Source organism: Lapillicoccus sp. (assembly GCF_046595215.1).
In the GTDB taxonomy this organism is placed as follows: domain Bacteria; phylum Actinomycetota; class Actinomycetes; order Actinomycetales; family Dermatophilaceae; genus Lapillicoccus.
Map to the genome: position 1 here is coordinate 18,106 of NZ_JBKJPP010000205.1, position 16,094 is coordinate 34,199.

Sequence of the window (16,094 nt, forward strand, 5' to 3'; positions counted from 1 at the left end):
ACGAAGGAGTTGGGACACATGGCAGTCCACGAGATGCCGGAGCGCGGCCAGGGCGACGGTCTGACCGTCCGCCAGCGGCGGGTGCTCGAGGTGATCCGCAACTCCGTGGACCGTCGCGGCTATCCGCCCAGCCTGCGCGAGATCGGTGAGGACGTCGGCCTGACCAGTCCCAGCAGCGTCGCCCACCAGCTCTCGGCGCTGGAACGCAAGGGCTACCTGCGCCGCGATCCCCACCGCCCCCGCGCCATCGAGGTCGTCTCTCCCGACGCCGCCGCCGGCGAGCGCGGCTACCGCTCCGGCGACAGTGGCACCAGCGAGATCTTCGACAGCACGGGTCAGCTCAGCACGGGCCAGCTCGACACCGAGACCGACTCCGGCAACACGCGTCCCGAGGCCGCCTACGTGCCGGTGGTCGGGCGGATCGCTGCCGGCGGTCCGATCCTGGCCGAGGAGGTCGTCGAGGACGTCTTCCCGTTGCCGAGGCAGATCGTCGGAGAGGGCTCGCTCTTCCTGCTCAAGGTCGTCGGCGAGTCGATGATCGACGCGGCCATCTGCGACGGTGACTGGGTCGTCGTGCGACAGCAGCCGACGGCCGACAACGGGGACATCGTCGCGGCGATGCTCGACAACGAGGCCACCGTCAAGACGTTCAAGCGGACCAACGGCAAGGTGTGGCTGATGCCGCACAACCCCGACTACTCGCCCATCGACGGTGACCACGCGACGATCCTCGGCAAGGTCACCGCGGTCCTGCGTCGCATCTGAGCCCGCCACATCCGAGCACCCCACACCTGAGGACCGGGTGCCGACTCAGCCGTCGACGCCTCTTACGCCCTCGCTGGCCAGCTCGGCGACGAGGGCGTGCAGCGTCTCGCCCAGCGGCGTGTGCATCCGCACCGTGGCCTCCGCGTCACCTCGCGTGGGGCTGGAGGTGACGATGGCGACCGGTATGCCGTCGCGAGCGGCCCGTCGCACGAACCGGTAGCCGCTCATCACCGCCAGCGACGACCCGAGCACCAGCAGGGACGAGGCCGCCTCGACCAGGGCGAACGACTGCTCCACCTTGGGCCTGGGGACCGACTCACCGAAGAACACCACATCGGGCTTGAGGGTGTCTGCCCCGCAGACGAGGCACAGCTGCAGGACGAAGCTCGTGACCACCTCGTCATCGAGGACGATGTCGCCGTCCGGGCGGATCTGGCTGGAGACCTTGGACCCGTCGGCCACGACGCCCAGGACCCGGTCGGAGAAGCCCGGGTTCGCGAGGGTCATCCGCTCGTCGAGGTCGAGCCGTCCCGTGCGGTCGCCACACGTGAGGCAGACGACGACGTCGAGGCTCCCGTGCAGCTCCACGACGTCGCGAGCCCCGCCCGCCTGGTGCAGCCCGTCGACGTTCTGGGTGATGATGCCGTCGAGGACGCCGAGCTGCTGGAGGCGGGCGACGGCGCGGTGACCGACGTTGGGCTCGGCGCGTGAGAAGCGTTGCCAGCCGATGAAACTGCGCGCCCAGTAGCGCTGGCGGGCGGCCGTGGATCCGGTGAACTCGGAGTACTGCATCGGGGTCACCCGTCGTGTCCCGTCCGGCCCGCGGTAGTCCGGGATCCCCGACTCGGTCGACAGACCGGCCCCGGAGAGCACGACGACGCTCCCGCGGCGCACGAGGTCGGTCAGCGCCGACGGCTCGGTGGGGGTCGCGGGTTGCGGGGCGCTCGAGGTCACCGCTCCAGTATCCAATGCCCCCTCCGGGCGCTCAGAACCGGCCGACCACGGTGCGCGGTTCGGAGTCGCGCAGGGCCGCGAGCGCGTATGCCGGGTCGGCCACCTCGTCGTGCGGGAGGCGCGAGGCGCGTCGGCGGCGTTGTCCCGCAACGGAGTCGACCACCACGGGAGCTGCCGGACGAACTGGTCCGCGAGCGCACGGACGGCGGCGTCCTGATGAATGAGCGCGAGGGCCACGCCTTCGAGAGCAGTGCCGGGGTGCGCAGGTTGTGCCACGCCATGGCCCGCATCGGCTCGGCAACCAGCCTCCTCGAAGCCCACCACCCCCGCCTGCGTGGCGTCCTGCTCACCCGGCCAGGTGAGACGGGGGTCGCTCCGCAGCACGGCGATGATCGACCCACCGGAGACGGCACTCACCGTCGGCAGTCCGCCGGGGACCCCAGCTCGTCGAGCCGGCGCAGGGCCCCGAGGTGGAACGGGGCACCCATCGCTGACACCCGCCCGACACCGGATCCGCGTCGGACTCTGAGATCACCGGAGCAGCAGGAACGTGGCGATTCGATAACAAGACGTTATAGACTGGGCCGATGATCGACGCTGCCGGACTGCGCGTGATGCGCGCCATCGCCGACGAGGGAAGCTTCACCGGCGCTGCCGCCTCACTGGGCTACTCCCAACCGGCCGTCTCCCAGATGGTCCGGCGCCTCGAGCAGCGCAGCGGAACGGTCCTCGTCGAGCGGATCGGGCGCAACGTGCGTCTCACCGAGGCCGGTCAGGTCCTCGCCCGGCATGCGGTCGGGGTCCTGGCGGCGCTCGACGCGGCCGAGGAGGAGGTCGCTGCCATCGCGGGGCTTCGCTCGGGTCGGGTACGGCTGATGGCCTTCCCGTCGTCCTCGGCGTCGTTGGTGCCGCGGGCGCTGGCCCTGGTCAAGAAGCGCTTTCCGGACGTGACGGTGACCTTCAGCGAGGGCGAGCCACCGGAGTCGATCGCCGCCCTGCGGGCCGGTGAGTGCGACATCGCCGTGGCCTTCGCCTACGAGGGCGGCGAGATCGCCCGCGGCGAGGACCTCGACATGTTCGTCACCCGCAAGCTCCTCGACGACGAGGTGCGCCTCGCGGTCCCGAAGGGCCACCCGCTGGCCGCCAAGGGCCACGCCGAGCTCGCTGACTTTGCCGGTGAGTCGTGGATCGCCGGCTGTCCCCGGTGTCGGGGTCACCTGCTCGCGCTGGCCCGGCAGTCGGGATTCAGCCCGACCGTGTCGTTCGAGACCGAGGACTACATCGCCGTCCTGGGCCTGGTCAGCGAGGGGCTCGGCGTCGCGCTGGTCCCGGATCTCATCCTGGCGGCCGCGCACAACACCGACGTCGTCACTCTGCCGCTCAAGCCGGCGTCCCGTCGGCAGATCCATGCGGTGACGACCGAGGACCTGCAACGGGTGCCGGCCGTGAAGGCGACCCTCGAGGCCCTCTGCGAAAGCGCCCAGGGCCGCGGCCTCGTCCCGGCGCCCGTCCCCGCGCTGAGGACCTGACGGCATCAGTGGCGGGCTGAGACGAGGACCTGCCCGTCGTCGGTGCGGGCGAAGGCCACGTCGCCGTCCTGGTCCGTCCGCGAGACCTGGAAACCGTCAGCTCCCAACGCTTTCAGGGTGGAGGGCGCCGGGTGTCCGTAGTCGTTGCCCGCCCCGACGCTGATCACCGCCACCGGCGCGTGCAGCGCCGCCAGCAGCTCGTCGTCGCGGTTGGCCGACCCGTGGTGGGCCACCTTCACGACGTCGAAGCCTAGGTCGAGGGTGCGTCCCTCGCGTCGCATCGCCAGGAGGATCTGGTGGGCGGCCTCTCGCTCCACGTCGCCGAGGAGGACCACTCTCAGGCCGGTGACGCTCACGGTGAGGACGACGGACGCGTTGTTGGGCACCGAGCCCTCCCGGATGACCCGCGCGGGCCACCACACGTGGGCGGTGATGCCGGGCCAGCTGAGGTCGTCACCGGCATACAGCTCTGCGAGTGGCACCTGGGCCTGGCCGGCCCACTGGCGGACCTCGTCCCACTGGTACGGCGGCTCGCGGACGGGGGTCGCGAGGATCTGGCGCACCTGCCGTCCCCGGAGCGCCCCGGGAAGGCCGTCGACGTGATCGGCATGCAGATGGGTCAGGACGATCGCCTCGATGACGCTCACCCCGAGCCGGGACAGGCACCCGTCGATGGCGTTGGGATCCGGGCCGACGTCGACGACGACGGCGCTCCCCGCCCCGCCCCGCAGCACCATGCCATCCCCCTGACCCACGTCGCACACGACGAGCTGCCAGCCCACGAGCGGCCAGGTGACCAGCCGGGTGGGCAGGGCGGACGCGACGGCGAGGAGACCGGCAACGATGACCACCAACGGTTTCCGGCGGACGTGGTGCAGGATCCAGGGCCCGGTCAGCACGGCCATCAGACTCAGGGCGGTCAACAGGAGCGCACCCGGGGCGCCGTCCGGCCAAGGGACGGAACCCATCGGGACCTGGGCGCACGTCCGGGCCACCCAGGCGATGCCCAGCGTCGGCAGCGCGGCGAGCCGGCCGAGGAGCGAGGCGCCGCCGGTCCAGACCACGGACAGCAGGGCAGTGGCGACGCCGAGGATGGTCGCGGGCGAGACGAGGGGTGCCGCGAGCAGGTTGGCGACGACGCCGATCAGGGTGACCGAGCCCTGGAGGAGCACGACGACGGGCGCGCACATCAGCTGGGCGGCCGCGGGGATCGCGAGCGCCGGTCCCCAGTGCCTGATCCGCGTGGGGAGCCAGCGCCCGATCACGGCGCCCCACGGGTTGGCGAAGAGCAGGAGCCCAAGGGTGGCGAGCGACGACAACGCGAACCCGAACGACCGAGCCAGCCACGGGTCCCAGCAGAGCAGGACGAGGATGGCCGCGGCAAGGGCGGGTATGCCGGCTCGTCGCCTCGAGGTGCTCATCCCGAGGAGCCCGACGGTGCCCATCGCCGCCGCCCGGATGACGCTCGGCTCCGGCCGGACGAGGACGACGAACGCCGCGAGGATGGCCAGTGCCGCCACAGGGCGCCAGCGCCGCCGCACCCCGGCGATCCGGCACACACCGAGCCCGGCGGCCAGGATGATGGCGACGTTGGACCCGCTCACCGCGGACAGGTGGGTCATCCCCGTCTGGAGCATGGCGTCATCGAGGTCCGGCGGGGTATTGGTCGTGTCCCCGATGACCAGGCCCGGCAACAGGCCGCGGGCGTCAGCCGGCAGCTCGTCCGTCGCCAGCCGGAAACGCGCCCGCATGACGTCGGCAAGGCGCTGCACCAGCCCGGGCGGCTCGAGCGAGGTCGGCGGCGCTCTCGGGGCGACAACCGCCACGACATCGTCGCCCGGGTCGTCCGTCGGTTGGAGCCGCCCTGTCAGCCTCACCCGCTCCTGCCACCGGACGAGCAGCCAGGACGCGTCCCCGAGGACGAGGACCGGGCTGGCCACCGCGGCCTCGGCGCCGCGCCCGGTCACCGACTGCACGTCGAGGCGCACGATGACGAGGGGTTCGCCGCCGAGGCGCCCCGCTCGCTGGGCGACGAGCCTGGGCTCACTGGCGACGACGGCGTCCATGCTCACCGTCGCCCGGTCGGCGGCGAGCTCACGGACCGGTCCCGCTTCCCTCACCGCGACGTGCGTCGCGAGACTGAGCAGGGCCAGGGCCGTTGCCACGAGTATGAGGGCTGCCAGACGGCGCCAGCTCTCGGCCCTCTTCCCGGTCCCCCTGACTCTCGGCGGGCTCGGGTGGCTCAGGTCGCTCGGCGGCGACGTCTCTCGCTCCAGTCGGATGCGGCGCACCCCCCAGGCCGAGACGACGAGGGCGACGAGGGCGCCCGACCAGGCGAGGAGCCACCCGACGGGCAGGCCCAGCGCCCCGGCGAGCACCGCCCACGCGGTGAGAGCCGGGATGAGCAGGCGGACGTCCACCGACGACGACCTGGGGGGCTCACTGACCTGCATGACGCGAGGCGGCTCAGCGGTGCCGCCCTCGGCCCGCAGTGGCCAGGGTGGCGGATCATGAGTCACACCCTGACCTTCGGACGGATCTGCGACAGGAGCTTGTCCCCGATCCCACTCACCTCTCCCAGCTCGTCGACCGTGGTGAATCGCTTGTGCTCGGTGCGCCAGTCCACGATCCGCTGCGCGAGCACCGGGCCCACACCGGGGAGTCCGTCGAGGGTCGCGACGTCAGCGCCGTTGAGGTCGATGAGCGCCCCCGCCACACCTGCAGTCGCACCCCCGCGCGCTCCCCCGGCGGCGACCCCGCCTGCCGCGCCGGCCGCGCCCGCCGCCGGGATGGTCTCGCCCGGCTTCGGCACCGAGACCTGCTCGCCGTCGACGAGGGTTCGCGCGAGGTTGACCTGCTGGACGTCGGCGCCCGGCAAGGGTCCGCCGGCCAGGGTGATCGCGTCGACGACCCGCGCGCCCGAGACCACCGTGACCACGCCGGGTCTGGCCACCTGACCGACGACGTGGACCACGATCGTCGCCAGGCCGGCGTTCGACCCCGCCCCCGAACCGCCACCTCCTGCCGCGACCGATTCCGACGGCGGGGGTGCCGCGGGTCCGGTGACATTGGTGGTGGCGAAAGCGGACGGCAGACTCCGACCGACGACCCCGGCCGGCGTGGCAGAAACGACAGGTCTCGACGTCGAGGTCTGCTCGGCCCTCGCCACCCGCACCGCGAAGACCACAGCCGCGAAGAGCAGGACGACGACGAATGCCACCACCGCCTGCCACGAGACGTGGATCCGCGCCCCCCGCAGCGCCAACGGCGTCGTGACGATGCCCGGACCGGCAGCAGGTCGATGCCGCCCCCCGCGCCCCGTAGCAACGACAACGCGAGTCTCGCGTCCGCTCTCGTGGTCGCTAGTGCCCACCACCTGCTCCGGGGGGTCCGGGATCCACCCCCACACGGGTTGCTCGCCCGCCGGTATGACCCGGGCCCGGGCTGCCCGTGGGGACCTACGCCCCGCGCCGTCGACACCGAGCAGGGCGCGGATGCGGGCGGTGACCGGCGGGGAAGGGGGCTGACGCGGCATACGAGCGACGCTAGGGACCTGACCCGCGCCTTCGCGACGACGCTGGCGGCCCCTGTGGATCGTGGGGCCTCACGCCGGCAGGCTGTGGACGACCAGCGGACGCACGACGACGGACTCGGGTGAGGACTAGGCGTCCGCCCGGCCGGACCGTCGCAGACCCCGGGCCCGCAGCCACGCCCGGACGTTCGCGTGGTGGCGGGCGGTGACGACGAGGGCCAACGCGACCGTCCAGACGGTGGTCGCCCCTGACCCCGGGAGCACCCCCGCCCCCGACAGGGACCCCAGCGCCGCGAGCACGGCAGCCGACACCAGCGACGCCCCGGCCACCCACTTGCCCAGTGCGAGGACCGCCGCGAAGACCCCGACCATGACCAACCCGAACCACGGCTGGACCGCCAGGACCGCACCGAGCGCGGTCGCCACCCCCTTGCCGCCGCGGCCCCGCAGGAACGGGGAGAAGACGTGACCGAGCACGGCTGCGACGCCGACGACGTACGCCGGGATCTCACCGATCGCCCGGAGCACGACGAAGGCGGGGAGGAACCCCTTGAGCACGTCGAGCACCGCGACCACGACGCCCCATCGCACGCCGAGCACCCGGCCGGCATTGGTCGCTCCCGGGTTTCCAGACCCAGCGCTCGCGAGGTCCTTGCGCAGGATGCGGGCGAAGATCGTGGCGGGGTTGACCGACCCCAGGAGGAACGCGGCGATCGCGCCACCGACCCAGGCGAGCACCGTCACCGGCATGCCGCTCACGAGGGGGGTCGCGGCGACACGACGACGGCGAGCGTTCCCGGGCCGACGTGGGCACCGACCACCGCACCGAGCTCGCCCACGACGAGGTCCCCGACGTTCTCGATCCGCTCGCGCAGCTGGCCCGCGAGCGACTGCGCGCGGGCGACGGAGTCGAGGTGTTGCACCGCCAGGTCGACGACGCCCCCGGATCCCGTGGCTGCGGTCACCGCGAGCTCGACGAGCCGGGCGAGGGCGCGGCTCGAGGTCCGGACCCGTTCGAGGGGGCGGATGCTGCCGTCGACGAGGGTGAGGATGGGCTTGATGGCCAGCGCCGACCCGACGAGCGCCGAGGCCGCGCCGATCCGCCCCCCGCGACGAAGGTGCTCCAGGGTGTCGACGTAGAACGCCACCGTGGCCGCCTCGGATCGCCAGCGTGCCACCGCTGCGACGTCGGTCAGGTCACGACCCGCCGCGGAGGCGGCGGCGGCCGACAGCACGGCATACCCCATCGCCATGCCGAGGGAGCGCGAGTCGACGACCTCGACGGGGACGGGTGACTGCTGGGCTGCGAGCTGCGCCGACTGGCAGGTGCCGGACATGTCGGACGAGAGGTGGATCGAGACGATACCCGTCGCGCCCGCTGCGGCAGCGGCCTCGTAGGCGTCGAGGAAGACGTGGGGCGTCGGGCGCGAGGTGCTGACCGGGGTGAACTTGCGCAGTGCAGCCGAGAGGTCGTCCGTCGTGATGTCGACGCCCTCACGATGCTCCCGTCCCCCGAGGACGACGTGGAGGGGCACGACGGTGATGGGCGCCGGGGCAGCGGTCAGCAGGGCCGCCGGCAGGTATGCCGTGGAGTCGGTGATGATGGCAACGCTCACCCGTGGAACGCTAGCGGTTGCAGGCTGACTCGGCTGACCCCTTGACAAGGTGTTCGTGCACCTGTGTCAGGTAGCTGCTTGAGTCAAGGAGAATGGGTCGGGTAGCCGGGGGCATCTCAGCCCCCGGCTCCCGCAGATCCGTACGTGACAGTCTCCCGTCATACGGCTCTTGTTGCCCTGATCATCTGGTGGCCGGTTTTGCCCAGGCCCAGTGTGCGAAGTACCGCGGCTGGTTTGCGGCCGCGTTGCTCATGGAATGGATGGCTTTCTTCCAGGTTCTGAGCTTCCGGTACTTCTTCATGATCCACCGCAGCAGGTAGGTGTTGATGCGGTGGAGCACGGGATACAGCGCGGTGCGGTAGAAGGCCCCGTAGTAGGCCATCCACCCCCTCACTACCGGATTGATCATCCGGGCGAGATCTGCCGTGCTGCTGCCGGTGTGCCGGTGCAGTCGCCAGGACCGCACCCGCGCACCGATCTTCTTCAGGGCTTCCTTGCTGATTGCCGGCAGGAACGAGGTGAACTTGATCCCGTCCCTTCGCCGTGCCTGACGCGGCCGGAACGTGAAGCCAAGGAACGTGAACGACGTGTGCTCGAAGTCACCACGCCGGTTGGAGTCCTTGCAGTACACGATCTTCGTCTTGTCTGGATGGAGTTCCAGACCGACTTCGGCCATCCGCTCGTGCAGCGCGCCCAACACCTTGTTGGCGTGCGCCCGGGTGATGCAGTGGATCACTGCATCGTCGGCGTAGCGTTCGAAGGCCACCGTCGGGAACTCCCGCGTCAGCCACAGATCGAACGCGTAGTGCATGAACAGGTTTGCCAGTACGGGCGAGACCGCGGACCCCTGCGGGGTGCCCCGGTCTCGTGCCAGCAAGGACCCGTCGGGCATCTGCAGGTCGGCGGCCAGCCACCGCTTCACATACAGCACTACCCAGCGGGCCTCGGTGTGCTTCTCGACGGCCCTGACGACCAGGTCCCACCGAACGCTGTCGAAGAACTTCCGGATGTCCAAATCGATCACCCAGTCATACTCCCAGCAGCGTTTCCGGCAGGCGCCGACCGCATCCAGTGCCGACCGCTTCGGCCGATAACCGTAGGAGTCCGGATGAAACACTGGTTCCACCCGTGCCCCCAGATGCGCAGCCACCACTGTTTGGGCCACCCGATCGCCAACGGTGGGCACGCCTAGAATTCTCGTGCCCGCACCATGCGCCTTCGCGATCTCCACCGCCTTCACCGGGGGCGGGAAGTACGTCCCCGACGACATCCGATTCCAGATCCGATACAAGTTGTTCTTCAGATCCTTCTCGAATGCCTCCAACGACTGCCCGTCCACCCCCGACGCACCCTGATTTTCCCTCACCTTGATCCAGGCGTCCCACACCTCGGTCTTCGAGATGTCGAACGGCTTACTAGATGACTTCAGCTCTTCCACTCGATTCCTCCCGGGAACTCCGGTTGATCCAACAGTCGAACCACGGACAACCCGGCCCCTTCGCTCCACTCCCATTACAGGAGTCTCAGCACTACTACGAGCCGGTCCGCCAGCGTGTCCCGCGCCGGTACTCACGTCCTCGACGGCGAAGTTCCCTCCGCCGCCAAGGCACTCCCTGTCGCCGCGGGCTGACCGCAGCAATGTCGGGACACGCCTTCTCACGTTCCGCACGAGAGCAGCAGACGGGGCTCACGCCACCTCCACACCGGACACCACCTGGCCAGTAAGCGGGCACCCGCCAGGCTCGTCCCGGAGTACACACCAGACCCCGGTTTTGATGTCATCTAAAGAGTTTCGATGCTTCAGCAATGGTCGTCTTCCCAGTCCCCACCTGACGCCTCCTGGACGCCTTTTCCTCATCGCTCACCACGACGGTCTTCAGCCAACGCAGCATGAGGCGGTTTGGAGCCTCCCCCCGTAGGGCGGCTCCGAAGGGCCAACCTTCATCTCTCGTACAGCACCGCATCAAGAATCCCTACCTACATGCCGGGCTCCTCTCTGCGTTCGTGACACACGGTGTGGCTCTTCTGGAGTGACGTCGCTGCTGCCTTCGCGTCTGCCGCTCGATCGTCTGGCTGACGCCTGATCCCCAAAACGGGGCGCTACCCGTTCGGGGACTGAGCCATGGAACTGAGCATTCCAGGCTTGCCTCACACCTCCCCCGCCGGAAGGGCCAACCTGACGAGTCCGTGCCGCGGGCCCGGTGCGGTTGACTGGGGGTCATCGGGTGCTGTGCCGGACGGGAGGTGCGCCGGTGAGGATTCTTGTGCTCGGGGCCGGGGTGGTCGGCAGTGTGTACGCGGGGAGGCTGCTGCACGCGGGGCACGACGTGGTCCTGCTCGCGCGCGGTCCGCGCCTGGCCAACCTGCAGACGCAGGGGCTGATCTTGGAGGATGCCGAGTCCGGCAAGCGCACCTGTCTGCCGGTGGTGTCGGTCAGCGAGATCGCTCCCCAAGATCACTTCGACCTGACGCTGGTGACCGTCCGCGCCGAACAGCTCGGGAGCACACTGACGGTCCTGACCGGCATGAAGGACCACGGCCACGTGCTGTTCTTCGGCAACACGGGCAACCACCGGGAGGAGCTGACGGCCGCGCTCGGCGATCGTGCCCTGTTTGGCTCCCCCGCGGTGGCGGGCACCCGGGACGGCCCGGTCATCCGGTATGTGCGGATCCGTCAGCAGAAGACGGTGCTCGGAGAGCCGGACGGCACGACGACGTCCCGGGTCCGACACCTGCAGGGCGTCCTCGCCGCGGCCGGCTTCCCCACCAGGATCAGCGCCGACATCGAGGGCTGGCTGGTCGGGCACGCCGCATTCGTGGTGCCCATCGCGTTCGCCCTCTACCGGGTCGACGTCGACGCGGCAAGACTGGCCGCCGACCCAGCCACGATGCGGCTGATGGTGGGCGCCACCCGAGAGGCGTTCACCTCGCTGCGGGCGGGCGGGAACGGCGAGATCCCGCAGAACCTGCTCCTCCTCTACCGACTGCCGATGGTCTTCGTCATCGCCTACTGGAGGCGGGTGCTTCTCAGCCCGAGGGGCGAGCTGTGGTTCGGGGGTCACAGCCGAGCCGCCCCCCAGGAAATGCGCACCCTCGCCCAGGGGCTGTTGGAGGAACTACGCCGCACCGGGCGTCCCACACCCGAACTCGAGCGGCTGTTGACCACCCCGATCTGAACGGCTAGCTCGTGCTGGGACCTGACATCCGGAGTCCCCTACCCGGGCAGGACCTTGGGCCCTGCTCCGATCGCGGCGATCAAGGCAGACTCTGTCTGGTGCCCGGGAGTTTCCCGAGCCGGAACTGCGGAGGTGAGCTCGATGATGTGGTGGACGAACTCAGGCTGGGGCACGGGTGAGTGGTTCGCGATGGGCTCGATGATGCTGGTCTTCTGGGGTGCCGTGCTGGGCGGAGCCTTCTGGGTCGCCCGCCGAGGAGGAGTGGCGACGTCGCGGATCGGCACCCGCAGCCACGCCATCGACGGGGCAGACGCGCTGCTGGCGCAGCGCTTCGCCCGCGGCGAGATCGACGAGGCCCAGTTCACCCGCGCCCGGGCGCTGCTGCACTCGACCGACGCCAGCTGACGCCGATTCGGCGCCCACACCGTCGGGGCCCATACGCCGCACGCGCGGCACCTCAAGGCCTCACACCGGGACGACGTTCACCAGCCCGGGGGCCCGGACGACGACCGTGCGGATCCCCGCCCCGGTCGCGGCGACCACCTTGTCCCGGGCCAGGACCAGCTCGCGCAGGTCGTTCTCCGAGATGTCGGCCGGGACCTCGACGCGGTCCCTGACCTTGCCCTTGATCTGGATGACACAGATGACCTCATCGTCCACCAGCAGCGCCGGGTCGGCCACGGGGAACGGCACGAACGACACGCCACCGAGGTGGCCGAGCCGGCTCCACAGCTCCTCAGCGATGTGCGGCGCGAGCGGAGCAAGCATGAGCACCATCGCCTCGACGGCCTCCCGCGGCGCGACCTCGAGCTTGGTCACGAGGTTGTTCAGCTCGATGAGCTTGGCGATCGCCGTGTTGAAGCGCAGCAGCTCGTAGTCCTCGCGCACGCCGGCGATCGTCCGGTGGGTCGCGGTCCTCGTCACCGGGTCGGCGGCCTCCTCACCCACGAGCAGCCGACCCGATTCCTCGTCGACGACGTTGCGCCACAGGCGTTGCAGGAACCGCTGGCTCCCCACGACGGCACGGGTCTCCCACGGCCGCCCCAGCTCCAGCGGCCCCATCGACATCTCGTAGACCCGGAAGGTGTCCGCGCCGAACGCGTCGTACATCTCGTCCGGACTGACCGAGTTCTTCAGCGACTTGCCGATCTTGCCGTACTCGCGCTGGACCCGCTCGCCCCGGAAGGTGAAGGTCGTCTCCTGCCCGTGCTCGCCGACGTGCTCCTCGACCTGGGACGCCTCGACGTACTGACCGCGCGCGTCGGTGTAGGCATAGGCCTGGATCATCCCCTGGGAGAAGTACTTCCGGAACGGCTCCTCGCTGGAGACGTGCCCCAGGTCGAAGAGCACCTTGTGCCAGAAGCGGGCATAGAGCAGGTGGAGCACCGCGTGCTCGACCCCGCCGATGTAGAGATCGACCCCGCCCGGGTCGCTGGCGCCGTCCGGCGTCCCCGCGACCGGCGCGGCGTGTTTGGCCATCCAGTACCGCTCGTTCTCCGGGTCGACGAAGGTGTCATGATTCTCCGGGTCGAGATATCGCAAGTAGTACCAACAGGATCCGGCCCAGTTGGGCATGGTGTTGGTCTCACGGCGATAGGTGCGGACACCCCGGCCGTCGCCCAGGTCGAGCTCGACCTCGACCCACTCGGGCACCCGTGACAGCGGCGGCTCGGGTGAGCTCTGCGAGTCCTCAGGGTCGAACGTCTTGGGTGAGTAGTCCGGCACGTCCGGCAGCAGCACCGGCAGCGCCGAGTCGGGGAGCGGGTAGGCGGTGCCGTCTTCGTCGAAGACGATGGGGAACGGCTCGCCCCAGTAGCGCTGGCGGCTGAACAGCCAGTCGCGCAGCCGGTAGTTGATCGTCCCGTGCCCGGTGCCGGCGGCCCCGAGGTGCTCGATGATCCGTGCCTTGGCCTCGGTGACACCCATCCCGTCGAGCGAGATCTCGCCGTTGGACGAGTTGATCGCCGGGCCGTCACCGGTGAAGGCCCGGTCCTCGGGGTGGCCCTCGCTGGGTTGGACCGTCCGCACGATCGGCAGGTCGTAGGCCGTCGCGTAGGCCCAGTCCCGCTCGTCCTGCCCCGGCACGGCCATGATCGCGCCGGTGCCGTAACCCATCAGCACGTAGTCGGCCATGAACACCGGGATAGGCCGCCCCGTCAGGGGGTTCGTCGCGAAGGCGCCCGTGAAGACCCCCGTCTTCGACTTCTCCTCCATCTGGCGCTCGACCTCGCTCTTGCGCGAGGCAGCGGTGCGGTATGCCGTGACGGCCGCGTGCGGGGACGCCGCCGCGGCGGCGTCGTCACCCTTCCAGCCGTCCTTCGTGCCCGTCGGCCACTCCCCTTCCGGGACGAGCTCGTCGACGAGCGGGTGCTCGGGCGCGAGCACCATGAACGTCGCCCCGAAGACCGTGTCGGGCCGTGTCGTGAAGACCTCGATCCCGGCCATCTCCCCTGCCGTCGTCGTCACCGGGAACGTCACCCGGGCTCCACTGGACCTGCCGATCCAGTTGCGCTGCATGATCTTGACCCGCTCCGGCCAATCCACGCGGTCGAGGTCGTCGGCCAGCCGATCGGCATACGCGGTGATCCGCATCATCCACTGGCGCAGGCTGCGCCGGAAGACCGGGAAGTTGCCGCGCTCGGAGCGGCCCTCGTTGGTGACCTCCTCATTGGACAGCACCGTCCCGAGACCCGGGCACCAGTTGACCGGCGCCTCCGAGGTGTAGGCCAGCCGGAAATCGGCGAGGACCGCCTCGCGGGCGGACCGGTCGAGGTCGACCCAGCGCCCGCCGCCCGCCACCTCGCGGGCACCGGAGGCGAATGCCTCGACGAGCTCGGCGATCGGACGCGCCGCACCGCGGGACCCGTCCGGACGCACCGCGTGCGGGTCGTACCAGGAGTTGTAGGTCTGCAGGAAGATCCACTGCGTCCAGCGGTAGTACTCCTCGTCGATCGTCGCATAGCTGCGACGGTTGTCGAAGCCGAGCCCCAGCCGGCGCAGCTGGCGCCGCATGACGACCATGTTCTCCTCGGTCGTCTTGCGGGGGTGCTGGCCGGTCTGCACGGCATACTGCTCCGCGGGCAGGCCGAAGGCGTCGTAGCCGAGGCAGTGCAGGACGTTGCGCCCGAGCATCCGGTGGAAACGCGAGTAGACGTCCGTCGCGATGTAGCCCAGCGGGTGCCCGACGTGCAGGCCGGCGCCGCTGGGGTAGGGGAACATGTCGAGGACGACGAGCTTCTCGCCGAGGGCGGCGACCTTGTCGGGCTCGGCCCACGGGCCGGCCGGGTTCGGCGCGTTGAAGGTGCCCTCCTCCTCCCAGCGGTCCTGCCAACCGACCTCGATCTGCTGGGCCATCGCCGCGGTGTAGCGGAAGGGGGTCTCGTCGCTCATCGTGTCCTTCGTCCTCGTGGTTCCCGGGTGACGCCGTAGCCCCCGGCCCTGGCCCGGGGCAAAAGAAAGCCCCTCACACCAGGAGGGGATGCCACGCTGAGGTCCGGCTGCTCAGCGCGGCCACAGAAGAAGGAGCTGCTTCGCCACGTCGTCAGGTTAGCGCAGCACACCCACCGCGAGGGTGGGAGGTCATCCGCGACATCGACGAGAGGGGGCCCCCAACCCGGCTACGCTGTGTCGGATGAGGTCCGTCGAACACACCGTCACCGAGGCCGACACCGCCGAGCGGCTCGGCAGCGGGGACCTGCCGGTGCTGGCCACGCCGCGCCTGATCAACTGGCTCGAACGCGCTGCCTTCGCTGCGGCGGCCGAGGGACTGGCGCAGGGGCAGACGACCGTCGGCACCCTCGTCAGGGTCGAGCACATCAAGGCGGCGCCGGTCGGGGCGACCGTCGTCGTCACGTGCTCGAAGCCCGTCAGTGACGGGCGGCGGCTCATCTTCCACACCACCGTGCTCGACGTCGCCGGTGAGGTTGTCGCCACGGGTGAGGTCCACCGGGCCGTCATCGACCGCGACCGCTTCCTGCGCCGGTTCGGCTGCGCGCCGGACCAGATCACGCCCACGGCCGGCTGAGCGGGCCGTCGGCCGGCTCCTGGCGAACCGCCGGACACGGGCAACGCGCGCCCGTGCGCTACGCCCGCCCGTGCGCAGCGATGGCCCGGGCACCAATGCGGTGTCCGGGCCATCGTCGTCGTGTGGAGCTGAGGGGACTCGAACCCCTGACCCCCTCCATGCCATGGAGGTGCGCTACCAGCTGCGCCACAGCCCCGAGTGGGTGCACACCCTTGCGGGTGCGACGGCGAGTTTACCCATGACCCCCCGGGCCCCACCAAATCGGCCTCAGGGCGGGGACGACCCGGCTCGCGAGGCCACGCCCGAGGAGGCGTTCCACGTCTGGAGGCGCCACCCGGCACGCCCCTCACGCAGCTCGCCCCAGTGGCAGTTCCCGAGCGCACCGAGCACCCGCCAGGCCACCTCGAGCTCGAGGTCGAGCACCCACGCGGCGGGCGCCCGGGCCGCCGCCCCGTGCGTCGGCACGACCGCGCAGGCCCCCGCGGGGAGGTCGCCGAG

Annotated in this window: 13 protein-coding genes, 1 tRNA gene and 1 pseudogene; 5 read left to right on the forward strand and 10 right to left on the reverse strand. The window is 70.5% G+C overall.

Going from position 1 to position 16,094, the window contains the following annotated elements; genetic code table 11:
• Positions 1-18: 18 nt before the first annotated feature.
• Positions 19-765, forward strand: coding sequence for a transcriptional repressor LexA (gene lexA, locus ACLL9L_RS16955; protein WP_411285830.1), 747 nt, complete (start codon positions 19-21; stop codon positions 763-765).
• Between the two features lie 45 nt (positions 766-810).
• Here lexA and ACLL9L_RS16960 read toward each other — a convergent pair whose 3' ends face one another.
• Positions 811-1,719 carry a Sir2 family NAD-dependent protein deacetylase gene (locus tag ACLL9L_RS16960; protein ID WP_411285831.1) on the reverse strand — a complete coding sequence of 303 codons (909 nt, stop codon included), beginning with the start codon at positions 1,717-1,719 and terminating at the stop codon, positions 811-813.
• Between the two features lie 31 nt (positions 1,720-1,750).
• On the reverse strand, positions 1,751-1,885 hold the full coding sequence (locus ACLL9L_RS16965) for a hypothetical protein (RefSeq protein ID WP_411285832.1): 135 nt from the start codon (positions 1,883-1,885) through the stop codon (positions 1,751-1,753).
• A 421-nt stretch (positions 1,886-2,306) separates the two neighbouring features.
• Between ACLL9L_RS16965 and ACLL9L_RS16970 the strand changes: the two genes are divergently transcribed.
• On the forward strand, positions 2,307-3,248 hold the full coding sequence (locus tag ACLL9L_RS16970; RefSeq protein WP_411285833.1) for a LysR family transcriptional regulator: 942 nt from the start codon (positions 2,307-2,309) through the stop codon (positions 3,246-3,248).
• Positions 3,249-3,253: 5 nt separating this feature from the next.
• Here the strand turns inward: ACLL9L_RS16970 and ACLL9L_RS16975 are convergent, their stop codons facing one another.
• From ACLL9L_RS16975 to ltrA, 5 genes are all read right to left on the reverse strand, one after another.
• The gene (locus ACLL9L_RS16975; protein WP_411285834.1) at positions 3,254-5,668 is read right to left on the reverse strand and encodes a ComEC/Rec2 family competence protein; all 2,415 of its coding nucleotides are present in this window, start codon (positions 5,666-5,668) and stop codon (positions 3,254-3,256) included.
• A 95-nt stretch (positions 5,669-5,763) separates the two neighbouring features.
• On the reverse strand, positions 5,764-6,783 hold the full coding sequence (locus tag ACLL9L_RS16980; RefSeq protein WP_411285835.1) for a helix-hairpin-helix domain-containing protein: 1,020 nt from the start codon (positions 6,781-6,783) through the stop codon (positions 5,764-5,766).
• A gap of 126 nt (positions 6,784-6,909) precedes the next feature.
• Positions 6,910-7,530 (reverse strand): glycerol-3-phosphate acyltransferase, encoded by a 621-nt coding sequence (locus ACLL9L_RS16985; protein WP_411285842.1) that lies wholly within the window; start codon positions 7,528-7,530, stop codon positions 6,910-6,912.
• A gap of 5 nt (positions 7,531-7,535) precedes the next feature.
• On the reverse strand, positions 7,536-8,396 hold the full coding sequence (locus ACLL9L_RS16990; RefSeq protein ID WP_411285836.1) for a DegV family protein: 861 nt from the start codon (positions 8,394-8,396) through the stop codon (positions 7,536-7,538).
• A 181-nt stretch (positions 8,397-8,577) separates the two neighbouring features.
• On the reverse strand, positions 8,578-9,834 hold the full coding sequence (ltrA, locus tag ACLL9L_RS16995) for a group II intron reverse transcriptase/maturase (RefSeq protein ID WP_411285837.1): 1,257 nt from the start codon (positions 9,832-9,834) through the stop codon (positions 8,578-8,580).
• A gap of 814 nt (positions 9,835-10,648) precedes the next feature.
• Between ltrA and ACLL9L_RS17000 the strand changes: the two genes are divergently transcribed.
• Both ACLL9L_RS17000 and ACLL9L_RS17005 read left to right on the forward strand, forming a co-directional pair.
• Positions 10,649-11,572, forward strand: a complete 924-nt coding sequence (locus ACLL9L_RS17000) for a ketopantoate reductase family protein (RefSeq protein ID WP_411285838.1) — start codon at positions 10,649-10,651, stop codon at positions 11,570-11,572.
• 141 nt (positions 11,573-11,713) lie between these two features.
• On the forward strand, positions 11,714-11,977 hold the full coding sequence (locus ACLL9L_RS17005) for an SHOCT domain-containing protein (RefSeq protein WP_411285839.1): 264 nt from the start codon (positions 11,714-11,716) through the stop codon (positions 11,975-11,977).
• A gap of 60 nt (positions 11,978-12,037) precedes the next feature.
• Here ACLL9L_RS17005 and leuS read toward each other — a convergent pair whose 3' ends face one another.
• Complete coding sequence (leuS, locus tag ACLL9L_RS17010; protein WP_411285840.1) at positions 12,038-14,962, reverse strand: leucine--tRNA ligase; 2,925 nt, start codon at positions 14,960-14,962, stop codon at positions 12,038-12,040.
• Between the two features lie 241 nt (positions 14,963-15,203).
• Here leuS and ACLL9L_RS17015 point away from each other — a divergent pair, with 241 nt between their 5' ends.
• Positions 15,204-15,596, forward strand: a complete 393-nt coding sequence (locus ACLL9L_RS17015) for a thioesterase family protein (RefSeq protein ID WP_411285841.1) — start codon at positions 15,204-15,206, stop codon at positions 15,594-15,596.
• Between the two features lie 123 nt (positions 15,597-15,719).
• Here ACLL9L_RS17015 and ACLL9L_RS17020 read toward each other — a convergent pair.
• Together ACLL9L_RS17020 and ACLL9L_RS17025 are read right to left on the reverse strand one after the other, a co-directional pair.
• Positions 15,720-15,792, reverse strand: a tRNA-Ala gene (locus ACLL9L_RS17020).
• Between the two features lie 71 nt (positions 15,793-15,863).
• A pseudogene (locus tag ACLL9L_RS17025) lies at positions 15,864-16,094 on the reverse strand (histidine phosphatase family protein); the annotation flags it as partial.

What these genes read in the sequence shown, in the direction of transcription:
- lexA (WP_411285830.1), top strand. Translation starts at nt 19, where the DNA reads ATGGCAGTCCACGAGATGCCGGAGCGCGGCCAGGGCGACGGTCTGACC.
- ACLL9L_RS16970 (WP_411285833.1), top strand. Translation starts at nt 2,307, where the DNA reads ATGATCGACGCTGCCGGACTGCGCGTGATGCGCGCCATCGCCGACGAG.
- ACLL9L_RS16980 (WP_411285835.1), bottom strand. Translation starts at nt 6,783, where the DNA reads ATGCCGCGTCAGCCCCCTTCCCCGCCGGTCACCGCCCGCATCCGCGCC.
- ACLL9L_RS16985 (WP_411285842.1), bottom strand. Translation starts at nt 7,530, where the DNA reads ATGCCGGTGACGGTGCTCGCCTGGGTCGGTGGCGCGATCGCCGCGTTC.
- ACLL9L_RS17005 (WP_411285839.1), top strand. Translation starts at nt 11,714, where the DNA reads ATGATGTGGTGGACGAACTCAGGCTGGGGCACGGGTGAGTGGTTCGCG.
- leuS (WP_411285840.1), bottom strand. Translation starts at nt 14,962, where the DNA reads ATGAGCGACGAGACCCCCTTCCGCTACACCGCGGCGATGGCCCAGCAG.
- ACLL9L_RS17015 (WP_411285841.1), top strand. Translation starts at nt 15,204, where the DNA reads ATGAGGTCCGTCGAACACACCGTCACCGAGGCCGACACCGCCGAGCGG.